Origin of the sequence: Bittarella sp. HCP28S3_D9 (assembly GCF_052065655.1) — a bacterium.
In the GTDB taxonomy this organism is placed as follows: Bacteria; Bacillota; Clostridia; order Oscillospirales; family Ruminococcaceae; genus Bittarella; species Bittarella massiliensis.
In genome coordinates, this window is the sequence record NZ_JBQHTP010000012.1 from 39373 (window position 1) to 62717 (window position 23345).

Sequence of the window (23345 nt, forward strand, 5' to 3'; positions counted from 1 at the left end):
GGGAACAGCCGCTCACCAGCCGGGCGACGACTGCATTCGCCGCCATTCTCCCACAAGCGCCGGGCGCGCAGTAGGATTTGGCCAGAAGGCAGAGAGCAAACCGCGTTTGTGCATCTGCCCGGCCGTCCCCGGCACACTCGCCACTTGGTGGTTATTATACCATATTTTGCCCCCGCGCGCACGGCAAATCCCCGGGAAGCGGCTTTTCCCAGAGGGGTTTTTGTGATATGATGGGAGCGCAGCCGCAGCGGGCCGAACTCTGCCCGCCAAGCGGCAGAGGGGAGGTTGTTTTTTGAGGGAATTCACAGTGGACAGGGCGGCGGACGGGCGGCGGTTGGACGCCCTGCTGGGGGAGCTGACCCACGGCCTGCCCCAGCCCCTTCTCTACAAGTTTCTGCGCAAGGGCCGCGTCCGAGTCAACGGGAAGCGGATCTCCCAGCCCGGACACCGGTTGCAGGCGGGGGACCGGCTGGAGTGCTATCTCAACGACGAGTTCTTTCAGCGTCCCTCCCCCGAAAACGCCTACCTGCGGGTCAAGCCCCGGTTTCAGGTGGTGTACGAGGACGAAAATATCCTCCTGGCGGACAAGTACCCGGGGCTGCTGGTCCTCCCCGATCGGGAGGAGGGGGTCAACACCCTGGAGGCCCAGATCCAGCGCTACCTCTACGACCGGGGGGAGTACCGCCCCGGCGAGACCTTTCCCCCTGCCCTCTGCAACCGCATCGACCGCTGGACCGGGGGCATCGTCATCGCCGCCAAAAACCAGCCCGCCCTGGAGGAGATGCTGGAGCGCATCCGCCTGCGGCAGGTGCAAAAGACCTACTGGTGCGTGGTGCTGGGCCGCCTCCCCCGCCGGGAGGGGACCCTCACGGGCTACCTCTTCAAGGACAGCAAGAAGAGCCGGGTCTACGTCGGCGACAGCCCCCGCCCCGGGGCCAAGCAGGCGGTGACCCACTACCGGGTCTTGCGGGCGAACCGGGAGCTGAGCCTAGTGGAGGCCCGGCTGGTGACCGGGCGCACCCACCAGATCCGCGCCCAGTTCGCCGCCGCCGGCCACCCCTTGCTGGGGGACGGCAAGTACGGCCGGGAGCCGGTCAACCGCCGCTACCACCAGCCCTACCAGGCCCTCTACTCCCGGGAGGTGACCTTTGCCTTCCCCCCCGGCGAGGGGGTGCTGCAGTACCTGAGCGGCCGGCGCTTTCAGGTGGCCCAGGTCCCCTTTGAAAAGCTGGTGTGACCCCGTCGCCCGGCCCCTTTTTCCCCAAACAAAAGAGCGCCCCCTCCCCCGCCGGTGCGGGGAGAAGGGAGCGCTCTTTCTCTCTAGCTGGAAAAGTGCAGCCAAAACTCCCACTTCAGCAGCAGCCAGCCCGCCAGGGCACTGGCGGCGTTGGCGGTGAGGGCGTAGGCCACCCGGCAGCCCCTCCCCTGCCCCCGCAGCAGGTAGAGGTAGAGAAGGGTCTCGGCCCCGGCCACCGCCAGTTCCAGGGGGACGAGGGCCGCGTAACCGGCGAGCAGCCCGTGCAGCAGGAGCTGCCGCCCCAGGGTGGCGGTCAAAAAGAGCTGGGTGCCCAGGTTGACCAGCAAAAAGACCAGCCCATTTTTCTTGAGGGGGAAGCGGAAGGCCAGCAGCAGCACCCCCTCGATGAGGAGGGTGGGCAGCAGCGTCACGGCGAACTGGCGCAGGTAGGCTAGCCAGATGCTGGGGCGGGCCATCTGCCCGGTCTGGTAGTCGTAGGTCAGGGTGGTCTGAAAGGTGACCCGGTCGACCCAGTCGGAGACCCGCAGCTCCCCCTCCGGCGTGGCGACAAGGAGTTTGAAGCGGTCGGGCACCCCGAAGTAGCCGAAGGTGTGGCGGCGGCCCTCCCCCCACACCTCTCCCTGCAAGTCGCCCCACATGGGGGCGCGGGTACCGACGGTCAGACCGGCGTGCCACCCGCCCTCCCGGTAGTCGGCCAGCAGGGCGAGCTTTTGCGGGTCATACTGGGCGCGCCGGTCGCCCAGGTTGTCGTAGTCCCCCTCGGGGACCAGCAGGTCCAGGTAGTACTCCCCCTGGGGCGGGTGTTCCACCACCACGGTGACCTGGGGCTTGGGGCCCATATCGGCCTGGGCGACGGCGGGAAACAGGGCCAGCAGCAAACAGAGGCAGAGGGCCAGACGGGCCCCGCCCCGCAGCGGCCGGGCGGTGTCAAAGGGCTTCACGGCGGACTCCCCCTTTCCGGGCGCGGGTGGGTGTTCTCTCTGCCACCAGTATACCAGAAACGCCTCGGCCGGCGCTAGGGGCGGGGCGCAAAAAAGGGCCGACCCCGCGGGTCCGGTCCTTTTTCGCGCGCTGTTTAGAGTTTCTCGGCAAACTCCTTGCCGTAGGCAAAGGCCTTTTTCAGATCCTCCTCGCTGGGGACAAAGGTGACCTTTAGCCCGTCCATGGCCACATTGAACTTGAGGTTGCTCAGGTAGCCGTTGAGCAGGGGCACCGCCTCGCCGCTCCAGCCGAAGGAGCCGAAGACGGCCACCGGCTTTTTCTGGTTGCCGATGGCGTCGATGTGGGCCAACAGGTTCCAGATGGGGGGCACCGCGTTGCGGTTGATGGTGGGCGAACCCAGCAGGAAGGCGGTGCTTCGGTTGAGGGCCGCCGCCTGCTCGCCCAGATCGTGCTCGATGACGTTGTAGAGGGGGATCTCCGACTCCGGCTTGACCGAGAGGATGCCGGCGCGGATCTCCTCGGCCAGCTGGGTGGTGTTGCCGTAAGCCGAGCAGTAGAAGATGGGGATCAGCGGCTTTTCGCCGGCGGGCTCGGCGCTCCACTGGCGGTACTGCTCCATCACCCATTCCAGGCAGCAGCCCTTGGTCAAAATGGGGCCGTGGCTGGTGCAGGCGGTGTCAAAGTCGAGGGCGGAGAGGATGTCGAGCCCCTTGCGCACATAGCCGGCAAAGGGGGAGAAGATGGCGTCGTAGTAGACCTTGACCGCCTCTTCATAGGCCTTGGGATAGGTGACCTTGTTGTCCCACACCAGGGGCTCGCAGTAGTGGGCGCCCAGGAAGTCGCAGGTAAAGACCACCTTGTCCTCCGGCAGGTAGGTGAAGATGGAGTCGGGCCAGTGGAGGAAGGGGGCCGAGAGGAAGGTCAGGGTCTTGCCGCCCAGGTCGCGGGTGTCGCCGTTTTTGACCACCTCCACCTTCATGTTGGGGTTGTTGGTGATCCCCTTGAGGTAGATGCTGCCCGCCTGGCTCACCAAAACGGTGATGTCGGGGTATTTTTCAACGAGTTTTGCCACCGCGCCCGAGTGGTCGGGCTCGCAGTGGTTCATCACCAGGTAGTCCACCTTGGCGATGTCGCAGACCTGCTCCAGCGTCTCCAGGTAGTCCTCGGCAAAGGTGAGGTGGGAGGCGTCGATGAGGGCGGTCTTCTCGCTGCCCACCACCGTGTAGGCGTTGTAGCTGGTGCCGTATTCGGTGCGCATCACCACGTCGAAGACCCGCATGTTGGGGTTGAGGATCCCGGTGTAGTAGATGCCGTCCTTGATTTTCTTGGTTCCGGACAAAGTGATCTCCCCTTTTCTTTTGACAGTCCTGGCAAAAAAGAGGGGCGGCCGCGCCACAGGCGGCTGCCCCAATCGCTTCTTTACGCCTGCTCTTCAAACATGTCCTTGCCCACGCCACAGAGGGGGCAGACAAAGTCGTCGGGCACGTCGGCCCACTTGGTGCCGGCGGCGATCCCCTCGTCAGGGGCGCCAGCGGCCTCGTCGTACACGTACCCACACACGGTGCAAACATATTTTGCCATTGCGGAACACTCCTTTTTACTTTGGTTTGGTTTCTGACCTAATTATACTGAATTACTCCACGATTGTAAAGGGGCTCTTTTCATTTCAGAGCATTTTTTTCAAATACTGCCCTGTGTAGGAGCGCTCCACCTTGGCCACCTGCTCAGGGGTGCCGGTGGCGACGATCTCGCCCCCCTCGTCGCCCCCCTCGGGGCCGATGTCGATGAGGTAGTCGGCCACCTTGATCATGTCCAGGTTGTGCTCGATGACGATGACGGTGTTTCCCGCGTCCACCAGCCGCTGCAGCACGTCGATGAGCTTGTGCACGTCGGCGGTGTGCAGGCCGGTGGTGGGCTCGTCCAGGATGTAGACGGTCTTGCCGGTGGCCCGGCGGGAGAGTTCCAGCGCCAGCTTGACCCGCTGCGCCTCGCCGCCCGAAAGGGTGGTGGCCGGCTGGCCCAACTTGACGTAGCCCAGCCCCACGTCCAGCAGGGTCTGCAGCTTTTCGCGGATGCGGGGGATGTTCTCGAAGAAGGCGCAGGCCTCCTCCACCGACATCTCCAGCACGTCGTAGATACTCTTGCCCTTGTATTTTACCTCCAAAGTCTCCCGGTTATACCGCTTGCCGCCGCAGACCTCGCAGGGGACGTAGATGTCCGGCAGGAAGTGCATCTCGATCTTGATGATGCCGTCGCCCTGACAGGCCTCGCAGCGCCCGCCCTTGACGTTGAAGGAGAAGCGGCTGGAGCTGTAGCCCTTGGCCTTGGCGTCGGCGGTCTGGGCAAAGAAGTTGCGGATGTCGGTGAACACCCCGGTGTAGGTGGCCGGGTTGGAGCGGGGGGTGCGGCCGATGGGCGACTGGTCGATGCCGATGACCTTGTCCAGGTGTTTGAGCCCCAGGACCTTTTGGCATTTGCCCGGCTTGGACTTGGCGCCGTTGAGCTTTTGCGCCAGGGTCTTGTAGAGCACCTCGTTGATGAGGGAGGACTTGCCCGAGCCCGAGACCCCGGTGACGCAGGTGAAGGTGCCCAGGGGGATCTTCACGTTCACGTCCTTGAGGTTGTTCTGGGCCGCGCCCTTGACCTCGAGGAACTTGCCGCTCCCCTTGCGCCGGGTCGCGGGGACCTCGATTTTCTTGACCCCGCAGAGGTACTGGCCGGTGATGGAGCGCGCACAGCCCTCGATGTCCTGCAGAGAGCCCTGGGCCACCACCTCGCCCCCGTTGACACCCGCCCCAGGGCCGATGTCCACAATGTAGTCGGCAGCGCGGATGGTGTCCTCGTCGTGCTCCACCACGATGAGGGTGTTGCCGATGTCCCGCAGGTGGCGCAGGGTGGCGATGAGCTTGTCGTTGTCCCGCTGGTGCAACCCGATGCTGGGCTCGTCCAGGATGTAGAGGACCCCCACCAGGGAGGAGCCGATCTGGGTGGCCAGGCGGATGCGCTGGCTCTCCCCCCCCGAGAGGGTGGCGGCGGCGCGGGAGAGGGTCAGGTACCCCAGCCCCACGCTGCGCAGGAAGTTGAGCCGGGATTTGATCTCCTTGAGGATCTGGTGGGCGATCATCTCGTCGCGGGGGGTGAGCTCCATCGAGTCGATGAAGCGCAGGGCGTCCACCACCGACAGGTCGGTGAAGTCGATGATGTTCTTCCCCGCCACCGTCACCGCCAGGGAGGCCTTTTTCAGCTTTTTGCCGCCGCAGTCGGGGCAGGGCACCGAGCTCATGACCTCCTGGATCTCCTCCCGCATCCAGGCCGAGTTGGTCTCGCGGAAGCGGCGTTCCAGGTTGTTGACGATCCCCTCAAAGGTGGTCTTGTACTTGCCGGTGCCGTACTCGTTCTGGCGGGTCATGTCGATGGCCCGGTCGCCGGTGCCGTAGAGGATGGCGTTCTGCCCCTCCTCCGAAATCTCCTCAAAGGGGGTGTTCAGGGTGAAGCCGTAGGCCTTGGCCAGCCCGTCGTAGTACATGTGGGAGATGGTGGAGGCGTCTTTGTAGTACCAGCCGGAGGCGCGGATGGCCCCCCCGCGGATAGACTTGGACTTGTCCGGCACCACCAGATCGGGGTCCACCCGCAAAAAGGTGCCCAGGCCGGTGCACTTCTCGCAGGCGCCGTAGGGGTTGTTGAAGGAGAACATCCGGGGGGAGAGCTCCTCGATGCTGATGTCGTGGTCGGGGCAGGCGTAGTTTTGGGAGAAGAGCATCTCCTCTCCCCCGATGACGTCGATGACCGCCAGCCCGCCCGAAATGGAGGTGGCGGTCTCCAGCGAGTCGGTCAGGCGGGACTTGATCTCCTCCTTGATGACCAGCCGGTCCACCACGATCTCGATGGTGTGCTTCTTGTTCTTCTCCAGCTTGATCTCCTCGGAGAGGTCGAAGATGCTGCCGTCCACCCGCACCCGCACAAAGCCGGAGCGCTTGGCCGACTCAAACTCCTTGACGTGCTCCCCCTTGCGCCCGCGCACCACCGGGGCCAGCACTTGGATGCGGCTGCCCTCGGGGAGGGCCAGCACCTTGTCCACGATCTGGTCGACGGTCTGCTGCTTGATCTCCTTGCCGCAGATGGGGCAGTGGGGGATGCCGATGCGGGCGTAGAGGAGGCGAAGGTAGTCGTAGATCTCGGTGACGGTGCCCACGGTGGAGCGGGGGTTGCGGGAGGTGGTCTTCTGGTCGATGGAGATGGCCGGAGAGAGCCCCTCGATCAGATCCACATCCGGCTTCTCCATCTGCCCGAGAAACTGGCGGGCGTAGGAGGAGAGGCTCTCCACGTACCGGCGCTGGCCGTCGGCGTAGATGGTGTCGAAGGCCAGGGAGGACTTGCCCGAGCCGGAGAGGCCGGTAAAGACCACCAGCTTGTCCCGGGGGATCTCGATGTCGATGTTTTTCAGGTTGTGCTCCCGGGCCCCTTTGATGACGATTTTGTCCATTGCCACTGTCGTATTTCCTCGCTTTACTTTAAGGATTTGAGCTGCTCGATCTTGTCGCGGAGGAAGGCCGCCTGCTCGAATTCCAGCAGTTGGGCCGCCTGGCGCATCTCCTTGGTCAGCTTGTTGATCATCTCGACCTTCTTCTCCCGGCTGAGGCGCTTGTACTTCTTGACGTCGTCGGTGTCCTTCTTGGAGATTTCGATGACGTCCCGCACCGCCTTGATGATGGTCTTGGGGACGATGCCGTGGGCCTCGTTGTAGGCCTGCTGAATGGCGCGGCGGCGCTCGGTCTCGCGGATGGCCGCCTCCATCGAGCGGGTGACCACGTCGGCGTACATGATGACCTGGCCGCCGGCGTTGCGGGCGGCGCGGCCGATGGTCTGCACCAGGGAGGTCTCGCTGCGCAGGAAGCCCTCCTTGTCGGCGTCGAGGATGGCCACCAGGGAGACCTCGGGGATGTCCAGCCCCTCCCGCAGCAGGTTGATGCCCACCAGCACGTCAAACTCGCCCAGCCGCAGATCGCGGATGATCTCCATGCGCTCGATGGTCTCGGTGCCGTGGTGCATGTACCGCACCCGCACCCCCATGTTCTCCAGGTAGGCCGTCAGGTCCTCGGCCATCTTCTTGGTGAGGGTAGTCACCATCACCCGCTCCTTGCGGGCGGTGCGCTTTTGGATCTCGGTGTAGAGGTCGTCGATCTGCCCCTCGATGGGCTTGACGATCACCTCGGGGTCGGTGAGGCCGGTGGGGCGGATCACCTGCTCCACGATCTGGGTGCTCTTCTCCCGCTCAAAGTCGCCGGGGGTGGCCGAGACAAAGACCGCCTGGTTGATCTTGCCGTAGAACTCGTCGAAGTTCAGGGGGCGGTTGTCAAAGGCCGAGGGGAGGCGGAAGCCGTAGTCCACCAGGTTTTTCTTGCGGGCGTAGTCGCCGGCGAACATCCCCCGCACCTGGGGCAGGGTCACGTGGGACTCGTCCACAAAGAGGAGGAAGTCGTCGGGAAAGTAGTCGATGAGGGTGTTGGGGGTGCTGCCCGGCGCCCGGCCGGAGAGGGTGCGGGAGTAGTTCTCGATCCCCTTGCAAAAGCCGATCTCCTGCAGCATCTCGATGTCGTACATGGTGCGCTGCTCGATGCGCTGGGCCTCCAGCAGCTTGTCGTGGGACTTGAAGTACTGGATGCGCTCGCGCAGCTCGTCCTGAATGTCGGTGATGGCCCGCTGCATCTTCTCCTTGGGGACGATGTAGTGGCTGGCCGGGTAGATGGCGATGTGCCCCAGCACATTCTTGCTCTCCCCCGTCAAGGGGTTGATTTCGGAGATGCGGTCCACCTCGTCGCCAAAGAACTCGATGCGCACCGCCGTCTCGGTGGAGTAGGCGGGGTAGACCTCCACCACGTCCCCCCGCACCCGGAACTTGTTGCGGGTGAAGTTGACGTCGTTGCGCTCGTACTGCAGGTCCACCAACTGCTTGACCACGTCGTCCCGGCTCCTCTCCATCCCCGGGCGCAGGGAGATGACCATGGTCCGGTAGTCGATGGGGTCGCCCAGGGAGTAGATACAGGAGACGCTGGCCACCAGGATGACGTCCCGCCGCTCCGAGAGGGCGGCGGTGGCCGAGTGGCGCATCTTCTCGATCTCCTCGTTGATGGAGGAGTCCTTTTCGATGTAGGTGTCGGTGGAGGCCACGTACGCCTCGGGTTGGTAGTAGTCGTAGTAGGAGACGAAGTACTCCACCGCGTTTTCGGGGAAGAACTCCCGAAACTCCGAACAGAGCTGGGCGGCCAGGGTCTTGTTGTGGGCCAGCACCAGGGTGGGCCGGTTGACCTGGGCGATGACGTTGGCCATGGTGAAGGTCTTGCCCGAACCGGTGACCCCCAGCAGGGTCTGCTCCTTGTCCCCCCGCTCGATCCCCTCCACCAGCTGGGCGATGGCCTGGGGCTGATCGCCGGTGGGCTGATAGGGGGAGACCAGCTTGAAAGACCCGTTCGTATTTCCCATTTCTGCACCTCCCTGCCGCCCCCGCCGGGCGGGGACGAGATAAACCAGACAAACACTAAAAATCTCAAAAAACAGACAATATAAGACGTGCGTGACCGCCCTTGTCCCCCCTTTTTTCCCCGGGCGGGCAAAGGCGCACACACAAGAACTCGAGTCTATATTATAGCACAGCGGCCCCCTCTTTAAAAGGTTCACAAGGGAAAACATTTGTTTGTAAGAAGTTGAAATTTATATCTATTTTTGCCAAATCGCCGCGGGAAATGCAGGGGCGCCGACCACTGCACAGCAGGGGGCAAGAGGGCGCGGGACTTCGGAAGCAGCCTTCCCCTATTTTCCCACGCAAAAAGCCGGAGAGAGGCTGGACAGGATCGTCCAAGCCCTCCCCGGCCCCCCTACTCGTCCCCGTACTTTCCAATCTGTTCGAGCTGGATGGCGTTGTACTTCTCCGCCGCCTCCTGGGCAGAAAGACCGTCGATCATCTCTAGGCAGAGGGTACGGGTGGTGTCCCAATAGGTGAAGTGCAGGTTCATGTCCTCAATGGGGATCTGCCCCTCCCGGTTGACCAGGGGCAGCAGTCTTTGCATGTGCTCAGCGCCCAGCGGCACCCCCTCCTGCCCCTCCCGCGACGGCAGGGAGCCGTCCCCGTTTGTCAACAGCTCCGCGGCGGTGGCGTCTGTTATATACTCCGCCACCTCCAGCGCCTCCTCCAGGTGTTCGCTGTTGGCATTGACACAGAGGCGGTCGGCAATGGAGGGCAGACAGACCGTCCCCTCCGGGAGAGCGGGCACCCCCTGCACCAAATAGGGCATCCCCTCCCCCTCGTCGACAAAGTACTTCTCCACCCCGCTGCTGAAAAAGGCAAAGGCGACCTTCTGGTTTTGAAAATCCTGCAGGTCAGTGGTGCGGGCCGGAACGCTGTCCACCCCTTCCCGGGTCAGGTCGTCCCCGTAATAGCCCTGATTCAGGAACTCCTCGAACATCTGAAAGCCCTCTAACATGTAGTCGCCGATGGGGACGCTCCCGTCGTTGAGGCCCTCCACCAGCTCGCCGTAATGCTCGGACTGGTAGAGCTTGTAGAGGCCCCTCGCCATCACCGGCACGGTCATGGCGTACCAGCGGTTGACGGCAAAGGGGGTCACCCCGCCCTCTTTGAGCACCTGGCAGCAGTGCATCCAGGAGCTGTAGTCCGCAGGGGGCTCAAGGCCGTATTTTGCCAGCAGGTCGGTGTTCACATACATCCCGTAGGCCGCCATGGTGAGGGGGATGGTGTAGACCAACCCGCCTATTTCCGCCTGCTCTCGCGCCGCGGGGTAGAGGCGGCTGCAGGCCGGCAGCCCGGACAGATCGCACAGATACCCGTTGGCGGCAAAGGACTTGACGCTGTCCGCGTTGACGGTGAAGAGGTCGTCCCCCTGGCCGGACGCCAGACGGCGCTCCAACACCTCGTTGTACCCGTCCTTTATGGAGATCCCCTCCACCTCGACCTGCACGTCGCTGTGGGAGGCGTTGTACTGGTCGATCAGTTTCAAGAATATGTTGGCGCCCTCCTTCTTCTGGGCGCCCATGGGCATGAAAAACGACAGCACGACGGGCTCTGTCTCCTCGTCCAGGCGCATCCCGCTCTTGGGCTCGCAGCCGCAAAGTCCCCCGGCCGCCACCGCCGCGCAGAGCGCGATCGCCATCCCTCTCTTTAGGTGTTTCACCTGTGCCCCTCCCCCTTTTTACTGCAAGAGCTCTCGCAGGATCTCATACAGCTGTTCAAAGTCAACCGGCTTTGATACATGCCCGTCCATCCCCGCGTCGGCGGCCTTCTGAACGTCTTCCGCAAAGGCGTCGGCGGTCATGGCGACAATTGGGATGGCCTTTGCGTCCGGCCGCGAGAGAGCCCTGATTTCGCGGGTCGCGTCATAGCCGTCCATCACCGGCATCTGAATGTCCATGAGCACGGCGCGGTAGTGCCCCGGCTCGCTGGCGGTGAACTTCTGCACCGCCTCTGCCCCGTTTACAGCCGTCTCCACCGCCAGGCCGAAGAGAGAGAGCATCTCCACGGCGATCTCCCGATTCAGGCTGTTGTCGTCCACCAGCAGCACCCGGGTGCCGGCGGGCAGAGCGCGGCTGTGGGAGAGCGGCGCGCCCTCTGTCTGGGGCCCCTCCTCGCCCTGTGCGATTTGAAAGCGCAGCTCCACAACAAAGGTGGTCCCCCTGCCCGGCGCGCTGTCCACCGAGATGGAGCCGCCCATGAGGTCGACCAGCCTCTTGGCGATCGCCATGCCGAGACCGCTGCCCGACCGCCCGGCCTGCCCGCGGTTCTCCTGTTCAAAGGAGTCGAAGAGGTGGGGCAGGAACTCCGCCGCCATGCCGATGCCGCTGTCCCGGATCGTCTGCTTGATTTTCACCCAGCCCGGCTCGTCCTCCAACTCGGCGATCTCCCAGGAGATCGCTCCCCCGTCGGGGGTAAATTTGACGCTGTTGCCCAGAATGTTGATCAGCACCTGGTTGACCCGCAGCGCATCGCCGTAGATGGTGCTGTAGCGCAGCTTGTCGGCCTTGACGGAGAAGGTCTGATCGCGCTCCTCCGCCTGGCTGCGGATGATGTTGGCGACCTTCTGGATCTCCTCCTCGACCCGCAGCGGCTGCAACTTGAGGTGCAGTTTCCCGCTCTCGATCCTGCTCATGTCCAGAATGTCGTTGACCAGGCTCAGCAGATAGCGGCTGGAACTGCTGATTTTCTGCAGCAGTTCTCTCACCCGCGGAGGGCAGTCCCCCTGCAACAGCGCCAGCTCGGTCATCCCCATGATGGCGTTCATGGGGGTTCGGATGTCGTGACTCATGGAGGAGAGAAAGTCGCTCTTGGCCCGGCTGGCCGTCTCCGCCGCCGCCAGGGCGTCGTCCAGGTTCTTTCTGATCTCCCGCTCGGCGGTCTGGTCCTCCACCGCCACGATGTAGCGGTTTTCGGCCTCGTTGCCGCCAACGCGCAGGATCTTCACCTTGAGCCAAAGGGTCTGGCCGTCCGGATGGTTGTACCGGCACTCCTCCCCCACATTTTTGTGCAGCAGTCCGCTCAGCATCTGGCTGGCCGCCCGCCGCAGGGCATCGCTTCCGCAGCGCCCGAAGAACAGCATGGGGTCTTCCCGGCAGACATCGTCCCGAATCCCCAGCACCTGGAGGGAGTTTTGAAAGACCATCTCCATCCGGTGGCGGCGCCCGTTGTAGATCATAAAGACCTGCTCCACATTTTCGGCGATGAGGCCGAAGAGGGCGTCGCGGTACCCCCTCTCCCGCGAGAGGGCGGCGTCCCGCTTCCGGCTGTTGACCAGCAGCATCAGCACGATCACACAGACAAAGATAAAGGCGCAGACGACCGACATGAGAAAGAGGATCGAGCTGCGGGCCTGCTGGATCACGCCCAGCGGCACGATCGCCGTCATGTACCAGCCGGGGGTGCCCGCCACCGGCGTGAAATAGAGGTAGTTGGCGGTGTCCTCGATTGTGAGGACGATGCTCCCGGAGCGGCCGGCCTCCACCAACTCCTTCACCTTTTGCAGAGAGCCCTCGGGGTTCCCGCTCCCCTCTAGGGTGTTGTAGAGGGAGGCGTAGGTCCGCTGGGCCACCGTATTTTTGGTGTAGACCAGGTAGTCCCCGCTCGCCCCGTCGATCATGTAGGCAAAGCCGCGGCCGCCGAGAAACTCCATTGCCGCCGGGACGTAGTAGTGTTCCAGCTCCACGTACCCGTAGAGCATGGCCTGCGAGCCGTCGCCCAGGGTGACCGGCGTGCGCATGGCCACCTGTTTTCTGCCGTTCCAGCCGAAAAAGGCGTCGCTGATGTCGCTGCCCGCGGGGAAGTCGCTCCACTGCATGTCGGTTTCAGGGGTGATCGCCGCGCCGTCGTCAAAGATGCCGTGACCACCGGCATACACCAGCGCAACCCGGCTGAAAACGCCCTGCTCCACGTACTTTTGAAGTTGCCCCAGCCGCCGCTCCTCCGGCAGCAGGGCAATCATCTCCGACAGCTGACCGAGACAGCGCATGTCCTGGTCGACATACTCCTCGATATAGTCCGCGCCGATCTTGGTCATGCTCTTGATGCCGCTCTCGGTGTCCTCCCGCAGGTTGTCGTTGATGCTGTTGACAAACACCAGCACGCCGGCAATCAGCACCAGCACCAGCGCCAAGCTCCCCGCCATGCGAAAAAGGCTCTTCCTGTCTTGGTACAGCCCGCTTTTCCGGCCTGTATTCCCCGGCGTCTTTTTCATCAAAGCCCACCTGTCCTCACTCTGCTGCCTGTTTTTTAGGGGGCCTGCCCCCCTTTGCCCTGCACCAATAAAAAGGGCAGGTGTCCGCTCTCTCCAGACCCTGCCGTCGACCAAACCGACACCGGTCGAAGGGCCGCCCCGCCCTTGTCGCCGTTAAAAAGAGGCGGCTGCACGCCGATCGAAGGGGATTGAGAGCACCCGGTCGGCGGCAAGCAGTCGTCCCTTTGCCGTATACCGATATATGTGTCTTTATTGTAGCATTTTGTCGATGCCAAATCAACCCAATTATTTCTTTCCCACATGGATCCTACAGGGGCGACAGCCAAACCAGCGCCGCCAGAGAAGCGGTTGACAGGCGTTTGGTCGGCGGCTGCCGCACAGCTCTCCCCCGGTCCTTGCGGCAAGTGCCTGCAAGGGACCCTGACCGCGCAAAAAAGTGGTCTATTTAAGGGCGGCATTCCATTTTAGCGGCTCCCGATGAACGATTTCCAGTGGCTTTTGCTGTGGAAAAGGGCGCCCAGCAGCTTGAACAGGCCATATCCGAGCACGGCGCCCAACAGGTTTGCTATGATGTCATCAATGTCGGACGAACGCCCTATAAAAAACTGAAAAAACTCGATGCTGAAGGTGGTCAAAAATGAAACCGGCACGACGGCAGAGAGCCGTCTCATCTTTTGGAAGATGGCGGGGAGAAAAAATCCCAGCGGAATAAAGAGCAGGACATTGGGGACCTTTTCGACGATGAGCAGGGAGAGGTCGTCCCCCACCCCCACCCATGCAAAGGGGACGACATTCAAGGTGTGCGTCCCCGGGTGAAAGGAAATCGGGGTGAAGAAAATCGTCGCAAAGGCGATGAGAAAAAGGGAGCAGACAAGCCCCAAGTAGCTGATTTGCCGGGAAACGGGCTTTCCCCGCCTCTTCAAAAAGAACAAAACGGGCAGGTACAAAATCGCCAACGCCACAATAAAAATCAGCGCCAGCCTGGCATATGCTTCCAATCGATGCATCGTTCTCTCCTCCTCTCTGTCCCTCATTGTACAGGAGAGTTCTCAAAAACCCCTTGTCGATTTTCCTATAAATCGATGAAGAGATATGAAGAAGTGGCGAGAGAAAGGCCTGCCGCCCCGCCAAAAAGAGCCGGGGGCCAGCGGCCCTCGGCTCTCAGCGAGGTCAAATCGCGCGGGGACAAGCCACTACCGCCCCTGCGAAAAGGCGAAGTCGATGGCCGCCTGAAAGAAGCGGTCCCGCGCCTCGACCCGGCGGCGGACGCCCCAGCTCCACGGGGTGGGGTCCTCGGCGGTGGGGTGTTTGTCCGAGACCAGCAACAGGGCCACCGCCTCGGCCCCCAGGTACTGGCTGACGCTCAGGACGGCGGATGCCTCCATGTCCACCCCCACGCAGCCCTGCTGCCGCCAGAGCGCCTCCTTGCGCACCGTCTGACGGTAGACGGCGTCGGTGGTGACCGTCGGCTGCTCCCACACCCGCAGGCGGGGGGAGAGGAACGCCACCGCCTGTCGGTGCAGTTCCGGCGAGGGGGCGGCCCAGCGAATGCGGGGGTGGTAGTGGTGGCTGGTCCCCTCCTCCACCAAAATGCGAGGGGGAGCGACGGCGTCGCAGAGCCCCACCTCCCCCGCAAAGCAGCCACAGTAGCCCACCAGAATGAATTTCTTCACCCCCAGGGCAAAGAGGGTCTCCACCGTGTCGGCCCCCTGGGGCGCGCCCCGACCGCCGTCCAGAAAACAGACCCCCTCCTCCCCCTTCACCGCGTAGACGGGGGTGGGAAAGAGGAAGCGGGGCAGCATTTCCGTCAGGGTGACGACGGGATGGTGCGCCTGCAGATAGGGCACCCCCTGGGACTGAAAGAAGAGGACCGCCGTCTCCGGCAGGTCGAGGGGCTCCCCCCGGTGCTCGCTGCGGGCGTGGACCCGCGCCTGGATCACCGGTTCGGTGTCGTCGTTTTCCAGGTACCAGTCAGTCATTTTTTCCTCCTTTTTCTCCGCCCTAAAGGGCGACAAAGATGTTGCTGTCGGCCAGGGAGATGTAGTCGTCCCCCGAGACGATGATGTGGTCCACCAGCTGGATGTGCAGGGCCTTGAGGGTGTTGTGGATCTGCAGGGTGGAGCGGACGTCCTCGTCCGAGGGCAGGGCCACCCCGCCGGGGTGGTTGTGAGCGATGACCACCCGGCTGCACTTGGAGAGGGCGGCCCGCTCCACGATCTTCTTTTGGTTGATGGAGACCGCGTTGTGGATGCCCTGGGCGATCAGCTCGCAGCGAAGCAGCTTGTAGCGGTCGTTGAAGCAGAGCAGATAGAGGGATTCGTCGGTCTTGCCGATGAACATGGGGATCAGGTAATCCCCGATTTTCTGGGTGCAGTCGAGGACGTTTTCAAACGACTGCATGTCCTTTAAATAGCTGCGAAAGAGGGAGAGCACCAGCTTGAGGAGCACCGCCGCGTTGTAGCCGATGCCGGGGACCTGCTGCAACTCGTCCACGTCGGCCTCCAGCACCCCCTTGATGCCGCCAAAAGCGTCCAGCAGGCGGTGGGCCAGCTCGTTGGTATCCCGCCGGGGGATGGCGTAGTAGAGGAGGATCTCCAACAGGATGTGGTCGGGCAGGCCCTCCCCGCCCATCTGCAAAAACAGCTGCCGGGTGCGGTCCCGGTGGCCCTTGTGTTCGTCGCTCATAGGCACCTCAGAAAGAAGCGGCACAAAAGCCGCATTTGTAATCTCTCGGCGTTTGGTTTATACTGACAGATATGCGAATTTGGCCCGTCGCCCCCGAAGCGGAGCAAAGGGGCCTATTCGACAGCGTTCGCCGCGCATCCATTATACCACAAGCGCAAGGCGAGCAGTGGTGTTGGCCATCGGGCAGGGAGCAAACAGCGTTTGCGGGCCTGCCCGGCCGCACTCGGTATAATAGCTGCTTTGCGGCCATTATACCCCATTCCCACAAAAAAAGCTACGACAGAGGAGCGCCTGTTTTGTACCAGTATTCCATCGGCCCCAACGACGGGGGCCAGCGGCTGGACCGCCTGTTGAAAAAGCTGCTGCCGGACTGCCCGACCTCTCTCTTTTACAAGTGGAACCGGCAGAAAAAAATCAAGCTCAACCGCAAACGGGTCGAGCTCTCCTCCTTTGTGCAGGAGGGGGACCAGTTGGACCTCTACCTGCCCGAGGGGGTCACCCCCCGCGAGAGCCGGGGGGCGGGGCTCACCCTCCCCCCCGCGCTGGAGCCCTGCCGGGTGGTGTACGAGGACCCGCAGGTGCTGGTGCTGGAAAAGCCGGTGGGGGTGCCCACCCAGCCGGACAACAGCGGCTCCCCCTCCCTGCGGGAGATGGCCCTGGCCCACCTCATTCAAAACGGCAGCTATCTCCCCCAGCGGGAGCACAGCTTTGCCCCCGCCCCCTGCAACCGGCTGGACCGCAACACCCAGGGGCTGGTGCTCTTTGGCAAAACTGCCGCCGCCCTGCGGGAGCTGACCCGGCTCATTCGGGAGGGGCGGGCGGAGAAGCGATACCTCTGCCTGGCCGCCGGCACCCTCTCCCCCGACAGGGGGGAACTGCGGGGCCACATCGTCAAGGACGGGCGGAAAAACCGCTCTCGGGTCTACCCGGCTCCCCAGCCCGGCAGCAAGCCGGTGCACAGCCGCTACCGGGTCGTCGCCCCCCTGGGGGAGGACAGCTTGGTGGAAATCACCCTGCTCACCGGCCGCTCCCACCAGATACGGGCCCAGCTCGCCGCCGCCGGCCACCCCCTGCTGGGGGACGGCAAGTACGGCGGCCCCACCGACCGCTACACCCGACAGGCCCTCTGCGCCTACCTCCTCCGCCTCCACCCCGAGGGGGACAGCCCCCTCGCCTATCTGGAGGGAAAGACCTTTTCCCTGCGCCCCTGGTTCCTGCCAGGGGACTTTTCCCTCCCCCACGAAGGGGCGCAGACCGCGCCCACCGCATACAGAAAAGAGGAACACTGATTTGCAATTTGTCGATTTAAAACTCTCTCCCCCCATTCAAAAAGCCCTGGCGGAGATGGGGTACCAAACCCCCTCCCCCATTCAGGAAAAGGCCATTCCCCCGGTGCTTGCCGGGCGGGACCTCTTCGGCTGCGCCCAGACGGGGACCGGCAAGACCTGCGCCTTTGCCGCCCCCATCCTCCAGCGGCTGGGCACCGACCAGGTCGGCAAGCGCTCGCCCATCCGCGCCCTCGTCCTCACCCCCACCCGGGAACTGGCCCTGCAAATCTACGAGAATTTCGTCCAGTACGGCAAGTACCTCCCCCTGCGCTGCGCCGTCATCTTCGGCGGGGTCTCCCAAAACCCGCAGGTGGAGAAGCTGCAGCGAGGGGTCGACATCCTGGTGGCCACCCCCGGGCGGCTCAACGACCTGATCGGGCAGGGGTACATCTCCCTCAAAAAGGTGGAGATATTTGTCCTCGACGAGGGGGATCGGATGCTGGACATGGGCTTTATCCACGACGTGCGTCGGATAGTGGCCCAGCTTCCCCAGGAGCGGCAGACCCTGCTCTTCTCCGCCACCCTGCCGCCGGAAATCGAAAAGCTGGCCCGCACCATCCTCAAAAACCCGCTCAAGGTCTCGGTGACCCCCTCTGCCACCACTGCCGAAAAGGTGAGCCAGTCCCTCTACTATGTGGACAAGCCCAACAAAAAGCGGCTGCTGGCCGACCTTCTCCAGCAGCCGGAAATTGAGTCGGCCCTGGTCTTCACCCGCACCAAACACGGGGCCGACCGGGTGGTCAAGGAGTTGGGCCGGGCGGGGATCGAGGCCAAGGCCATCCACGGCAACAAGAGCCAGGGCGCCCGGCAGACCGCCCTCAAGGCCTTCAAGGACCGCTCCATCCGGGTGCTGGTGGCCACCGACATCGCCGCCCGGGGCATCGACATCGACGAGCTGTCCCACGTCATCAACTACGACCTGCCCAACGAGCCGGAGACCTACGTCCACCGCATCGGCCGCACCGGCCGCGCAGGGCTCAGCGGCACGGCGATCTCCTTTTGCATGTTCGACGAGATCCCCTATCTCAAGGACATCCAAAAGCTCATCAAACAGGAGATCCCGGTGGTCAAAAACCACCCCTACCCCATGGAAATCCTGGAGCCCACCCCCAAACAGCCCCGGCCGCCCCGAAGAGAGCGCCCAGCTCCGCCCAGGCAGCCCGCATCCAGGCAGCCGGGCGGACGGCCCGTGGCCAAGGGAAAACCCGCTGGACAGGGCGGACAGAGAGGGCAAAACCAGCCCCGCAAGAAGAAGTAAAAGAGAGCCAGACAGGTGGTGCTGTCTGGCTCTCTCTTTTTTGATGGAGGAATGGGAACGTGCTTTGTGGGGGATAAGATGTCCCCTGCCACCCTCTAAAAAGGCAGGGGGTAGGACAATTCGCAAATCGACGGAAAGATTTTAGTTACTCGCTATGTGGAGAGCGAGACGGGAGCACGGCAACGCCAGCTGCATCTATAAGGTATTTCAATCCACTCGCTCCGCACGGGAGCGAGACCCCGGCTACACCACCGGGGAGGACCTTGCCAGGGAATTTCAATCCACTCGCTCCGCGCGGGAGCGAGACCTCCGGGCGGCCTTTTTAGCGATTAAAGAAAGGATATTTCAATCCACTCGCTCCGCGTGGGAGCGAGACCAAAATCATGGAAATCAACGGGCGGGACATCGAATTTCAATCCACTCGCTCCGCGTGGGAGCGAGACTTTGTACATGGTTTTATACTATTTTCAACGTAGATTTCAATCCACTCGCTCCGCGTGGGAGCGAGACTGAACATGTTTGAGATCCCCTCGGTAATCCCAGAATTTCAATCCACTCGCTCCGCGTGGGAGCGAGACAGCAAACACCTACAAAAAGGCAGGTATTCTTTCACCACAACAATACAACTTCCACAAACAATTGTCAAACTACAAGGCCTATTTCTCTTTTCCTCCCCCCCTCCCCCACTCTGCTACCCAATTTTTCGGTGCGAAGGTCCCGGGGAAACGATGCGTGCTTGGGGTTCGCACAAAAAGCAGCCCGCCCCAGAAAGGGGCGGACTGCCGAGTAGAAGCGCGCACAAACGGCGGAGCGATCAGAAGAAGGTCATCTGGCTGGACTGGGGCAGGTCGCCGAAGGCGCCGCACTCCTTGAGGCTGTCCGCCACCGTCTTGGAAATGCCCGAACGGGTCTGGATCTCGTCGATGGAGATGAAGCCCCCTTCTTTGATGGTCTCCTCCAGGGCGATGGCGGCGGTGTCGCCCAGTCCGCGCAGGCAGTTGAAGGGCAGCCGAATCTTGCCGTCCTCCAACCGGTAGTCGGTGGCGCCGGACTTGTAGATGTCCACCGGCAGGAACTCGTACCCCCGCAGCATCATCTCGTACATGACCTGCAGGGTGCCGTAGGTGTCCTCCTCCTTGACCGAGCGCTCCATCCCCTTGGCCTTGAGGTTGTCCATCTGGGTCTTGGTGTAGGCCGGGCCGCGGACCGCCGCCTCGGCGTCCAGGTCGCCGCCACGCACGGTGAAGTGGGCGGCATAGAACTCCAGCGGGCGGTAGATTTTGAACCAGGCCAGCCGCATGGCACCGATGATATAGGCCGCGGCGTGGGCCTTGGGGAACATGTACTTGATTTTCAGGCAGCTCTCGATGTACCACTCGGGGACGCCGTGTTCCCGCATGGCCTTAAAGTGCTCCTCGGTGAGGAGCTTCTTGGCGTTGCCCTTTCGGGTGATCTCCATGATTTTAAAGGCCATGCTGGGCTCCAACCCCTTGTGCATCAGGTAGACCATGATGCTGTCGCGCGTCCCCACCACCTCACTGATGGTGCAGATGCCGTCTTTGATCAGATCCTTTGCGTTGCCCAGCCAGACGTCGGTGCCGTGGGAGAGGCCCGAAATCTGCAGCAGGTCGGTGAAGTTTTTGGGCTGGGTGTCCACCAGCATCTGGCGGACGAAGTTGGTCCCCATTTCGGGGATGGCAAAGGTGCCGGTCTCGCTCCCCAACTCCTCCGCTGTGATGCCCAGGGGCTCCGGGCTGGTGAAGAGCTTGAACACCTGGGGGTCGTTCATGGGCAGGTCGTTGACGTGGATGCCGGTGAGCCGCTCCAGGTGCTTGTAGAGGGTGGGAACATCGTGTCCCAGCTCGTCGAGCTTGAGGATGGTGTCGTGGAGGGAGTGGAAGTCGAAGTGGGTGGTGATGATGTCGGAGTCGGCCTTTTCCGCCGGGTGCTGCACGGCGGTGAAGTCGTACACCTCGTGGTTGGAGGGGACGACCACCATCCCGCCGGGGTGTTGGCCGGTGGTCCGCTTGACCCCGGTACAGCCTTGCACCAGCCGCTTCATCTCCGCCTTGTGGACCACCCGGTCCTTCTCCTCCAGGTACTTCATCACGTAGCCGTAGGCGGTCTTGTCTTGGATACCGGAAATGGTGCCGGCCTTGAAGACGTGGTCCTTGCCGAAGAGCTCCTCGGTGTACTTGTGGGCGCTGGCCTGGTACTCGCCCGAGAAGTTCAGGTCGATATCGGGGGCCTTGTCGCCGTTGAAGCCCAAGAAGGTCTCAAAGGGGATGTCGTGGCCGTCCCCCACCAGGGGGGCGCCGCACTGGGGGCAGACCTTGTCCGGCAGGTCAAAGCCGGAGCCGATGCTGCCGTCGTCAAAGAACTCGGTGTACTTGCAGGCCGGGCAGCGGTAGTGGGGCACCAGGGGGTTGACCTCCGAAATGCCGGCCATGCTGGCCACAAAGGAGGAGCCGACCGAGCCCCGGGAGCCGACCAGATAGCCGTCCTCCTCCGACTTCCAGACCAGTTTCTGGGCGATGATGTAGAGCACCGCAAACCCGTGTTTGATGATGGAGTCCAGCTCCCTGTCCAGCCGCTTTCGCACCAAATCGGGCAGGGGGTCGCCGTAGAGCTCTTTGGCCCGGTCGTTGGTGATGCGCACCAGGTCCTCCTCTGCCCCCTCGATGGTGGGGGTAAAGGTGCCCATGGGGATGGGGCGGATCTGCTCGACCATGTCGGCAATTTTGCCGGGGTTGTCGATGACCACCTCTTCGGCCAGCTCCCGCCCCAGGTAGGCAAACTCCTCCAGCATCTCGTCGGTGGTCTTGAAGTAGAGGGGCGCCTGCTCCGAGGCGTCGCTAAAGCCCTGCCCGGTCATGAGGATCTCCCGGAAGATGGCGTCTTCGGGATTCAAAAAGTGCACGTCCCCGGTGGCCACCACCGGCTTGCCCAGGTCTTTGGCCAGGCGGCAGATGAGCTTGTTGTGCTCCTGCAGCACCCCCACGTCGCTCACCGAGCCGTTGCGCACCATGAACATGTTGTTGCCCAGGGGCTGGATCTCGAGGAAATCGTAGAAGTCGGCGATCTTCAGCAGCTCTTCGTAGGGTTTGCCGTCGGCAATCGCCCTGTAAAGTTCACCTGCTTCACAGGCGCTGCCGATGATCAGCCCTTCCCGCAGGGCGTTGATGCGGCTGCGGGGCATCCGCGGGCGGCGGAAAAAGTAGTCCAGGTTGCTCTCGGACACCAGCTTGTAGAGGTTTTTCAGACCGGTGTTGTTGCGCACCAACAGGATGATGTGGTAGGAGTGCAGCTTCTTGGGGTCGGCCCCCGAGAGGGAGGTGTTGATGTCCCCGGTGGCGCGCAGCCCCCGCTCCCGCAGGGTGGCAAAGAGCCGCACCAGGATGTCGGCCAGCACCTTGGCGTCGTCGGTGGCCCGGTGGTGGTTGAAGGGGGGCAGTTCCAGGTACTTGGCCACCGTGTCCAGCTTGTAGTTGCGCAGGTCCCGGTGGATCATCTGGGTCAGCAGCACCGTGTCTATGTAAGTGTTTTGAAAGGGCAGGCCGTGCCGGGCGGCCGCGGCGGCGATGAAGCCGGTGTCGAAATCGGCGTTGTGGGCCACCAGGGTGCGGTTCCCACAGAAGGCCAGGAACTCCCCCACCGCCTCCCTCTCGCTGGGGGCGTCCCGCACCATGGTGTCGTCGATGCCGGTAAGCTGGGTGATTTTTGGGGGGATGGGTTTCTCCGGGTTGACAAAGGTGGAGAAGCGGTCCACCTCCTCCCCGTTTTTTAGGAGGATGGCGCCGATCTCGGTGATTCGCTCACTGGCGGCCTGCAGCCCGGTGGTCTCGATGTCAAAGACCACGAACTCCCCGTCAAAGGGGACGCTGTCGGGGCCCTTGACGCAGGGGGTGGCGTCGTTGACATAGTACCCCTCCACCCCGTAGATGGCCTTGAAATCCGGGTCCTCCTTGCGGATGCCGGCCACCGTATTCATGATGTCGGGGAAGGCCTGCAGCACTCCGTGATCGGTGATGGCCACCGCCCGGTGACCCCACTTGTGGGCCTGTTTGATCAGGTCGGAGGCCTCGCTCATCCCGTCCATAGAGGACATCTTGGTGTGCATGTGCAGCTCGACCCGCTTGCGGGGGGCGGTGTCCTTGCGCCCCTGCATGGGGTCGGCAGTCTCGTTGATGTCGTAGGGCTGGATGTTGATGTCCCGGTCAAAGCGGTCGTAGACCACCTTGCCCCGCACCAGGATGCTGTCGCCCTTGCCCAGCTGCATGACCTTTTCCAGCTTGGCCGGCTCCTTGATGGTCTTGACGGTCATCGAGCCGGTGCCGTCGGTGATGTCGAGCTGCACCACCAGCCGCTGGCCGTTTTGGATCTCCTTCTTCTCGATGTCGAAGATTTTGCCCCGGATCAGCACCGCCATGTCGTTGAAGTCGCTGTTCAGCTCCCCCAGGGGGGTCACCTGGCCGGGCTTTATCTTTTTGCCGAGGATCTCCTCCCCGCCGGAGACGGTGGCCCTGGACGGCTTGGCGGCGGGCGCCTTTGCCCTGGCGGCAGCCGCCGGGCGCGCCGGGGCCACCACCCGTTCGGGTGCCGGGCGGGGCGGCGGGGGCGCGTCCTCCCCCACCACGACCAGGGCCACCCCCTCGCCGCAGAGCTGGCGGTACTGGCTGCAAAACTTCTGCTCAAACCCCAGCCCCGCCAGGATGTGCTTGCCCCCCTGCTCCAGTTCGAGCACGTAGGCGTTTTCCCCCCCGTCGTAGCGGATGTGGGAGCGGGAGAGGATGCAGTCGAGCATCGAGTTGCCCTCTTTGGCGTACTCGGCCACCAGCTCGAAGAGGGCCTCCCCCGGTTCCCCTGCCGGGAAGGTGGGGACGAGGGCCGCCTCGCAGCCCAACTGGCCCTTCAGGTGGTTTTGCAAGAGCTTGCAGGTGGCATAGGGCAGCGGCTGCGCAAAGCGGGCCGCGATTTCCAGCCGGTTCTCCCGGCGGTCCACGGCGATGGAGAGGATGTCGGCGGGGAGGTCTTCCATCTCCCCCCTGGCGATCCCCAGCTGTTCAAAAAAATACTGGCTCAATGGCAGCTTCCTTCCTGGTCACTTCCCGCAGCGCGCGGGGCCGGTTTTTGCTTCACAA

The 23345-nt window shown here is 63.1% G+C and carries 14 protein-coding genes and 1 CRISPR repeat array; of the genes, 3 read left to right on the forward strand and 11 right to left on the reverse strand.

Annotated features, from left to right (window positions below; genetic code table 11):
* Positions 1-292: 292 nt before the first annotated feature.
* Positions 293-1237 carry an RluA family pseudouridine synthase gene (locus ACTNAU_RS07855; protein WP_441098071.1) on the forward strand — a complete coding sequence of 315 codons (945 nt, stop codon included), beginning with the start codon at positions 293-295 and terminating at the stop codon, positions 1235-1237.
* Positions 1238-1320: 83 nt separating this feature from the next.
* On the opposite strand, the gene ACTNAU_RS07860 is transcribed toward ACTNAU_RS07855, so the two are convergent.
* The 10 genes from ACTNAU_RS07860 to ACTNAU_RS07905 all read right to left on the reverse strand — a co-directional run bounded on the left by ACTNAU_RS07860 (position 1321) and on the right by ACTNAU_RS07905 (position 15618).
* On the reverse strand, positions 1321-2199 hold the full coding sequence (locus ACTNAU_RS07860) for a hypothetical protein (RefSeq protein ID WP_441098072.1): 879 nt from the start codon (positions 2197-2199) through the stop codon (positions 1321-1323).
* Positions 2200-2333: 134 nt separating this feature from the next.
* A complete protein-coding gene (locus tag ACTNAU_RS07865; protein WP_441098095.1) occupies positions 2334-3479 on the reverse strand; it encodes an FprA family A-type flavoprotein in 1146 nt (381 codons plus the stop codon).
* A 140-nt stretch (positions 3480-3619) separates the two neighbouring features.
* Positions 3620-3781 (reverse strand): rubredoxin, encoded by a 162-nt coding sequence (locus tag ACTNAU_RS07870; protein ID WP_021658277.1) that lies wholly within the window; start codon positions 3779-3781, stop codon positions 3620-3622.
* Between the two features lie 85 nt (positions 3782-3866).
* A complete protein-coding gene (gene uvrA / locus ACTNAU_RS07875; RefSeq protein WP_441098073.1) occupies positions 3867-6689 on the reverse strand; it encodes an excinuclease ABC subunit UvrA in 2823 nt (940 codons plus the stop codon).
* A gap of 17 nt (positions 6690-6706) precedes the next feature.
* Entirely contained in the window at positions 6707-8680 is a 1974-nt protein-coding gene (uvrB, locus tag ACTNAU_RS07880) for an excinuclease ABC subunit UvrB (RefSeq protein ID WP_441098074.1), read from the reverse strand.
* Between the two features lie 392 nt (positions 8681-9072).
* The gene (locus ACTNAU_RS07885) at positions 9073-10383 is read right to left on the reverse strand and encodes an ABC transporter substrate-binding protein (RefSeq protein WP_441098075.1); all 1311 of its coding nucleotides are present in this window, start codon (positions 10381-10383) and stop codon (positions 9073-9075) included.
* Between the two features lie 18 nt (positions 10384-10401).
* Positions 10402-12864, reverse strand: coding sequence for an ATP-binding protein (locus ACTNAU_RS07890; RefSeq protein ID WP_441098076.1), 2463 nt, complete (start codon positions 12862-12864; stop codon positions 10402-10404).
* Between the two features lie 533 nt (positions 12865-13397).
* Positions 13398-13940 (reverse strand): VanZ family protein, encoded by a 543-nt coding sequence (locus tag ACTNAU_RS07895; protein WP_441098077.1) that lies wholly within the window; start codon positions 13938-13940, stop codon positions 13398-13400.
* A 186-nt stretch (positions 13941-14126) separates the two neighbouring features.
* The gene (locus ACTNAU_RS07900; RefSeq protein ID WP_441098078.1) at positions 14127-14912 is read right to left on the reverse strand and encodes a nucleoside phosphorylase; all 786 of its coding nucleotides are present in this window, start codon (positions 14910-14912) and stop codon (positions 14127-14129) included.
* A gap of 22 nt (positions 14913-14934) precedes the next feature.
* Positions 14935-15618, reverse strand: a complete 684-nt coding sequence (locus tag ACTNAU_RS07905) for a JAB domain-containing protein (protein WP_021658287.1) — start codon at positions 15616-15618, stop codon at positions 14935-14937.
* Between the two features lie 296 nt (positions 15619-15914).
* On the opposite strand from ACTNAU_RS07905, the gene ACTNAU_RS07910 reads away from it, so the two are divergent.
* The gene (locus ACTNAU_RS07910; RefSeq protein ID WP_441098079.1) at positions 15915-16907 is read left to right on the forward strand and encodes an RluA family pseudouridine synthase; all 993 of its coding nucleotides are present in this window, start codon (positions 15915-15917) and stop codon (positions 16905-16907) included.
* Position 16908: 1 nt separating this feature from the next.
* Positions 16909-18204: a DEAD/DEAH box helicase gene (locus tag ACTNAU_RS07915; protein WP_441098080.1), complete on the forward strand. Its 1296-nt coding sequence runs from the start codon at positions 16909-16911 to the stop codon at positions 18202-18204.
* A gap of 204 nt (positions 18205-18408) precedes the next feature.
* Positions 18409-18782: direct repeats of the CRISPR family, unit length 34 nt; unit sequence ATTTCAATCCACTCGCTCCGCGTGGGAGCGAGAC.
* 236 nt (positions 18783-19018) lie between these two features.
* On the opposite strand, the gene ACTNAU_RS07920 is transcribed toward ACTNAU_RS07915, so the two are convergent.
* Complete coding sequence (locus ACTNAU_RS07920; RefSeq protein ID WP_441098081.1) at positions 19019-23287, reverse strand: PolC-type DNA polymerase III; 4269 nt, start codon at positions 23285-23287, stop codon at positions 19019-19021.
* Positions 23288-23345: the final 58 nt, after the last annotated feature.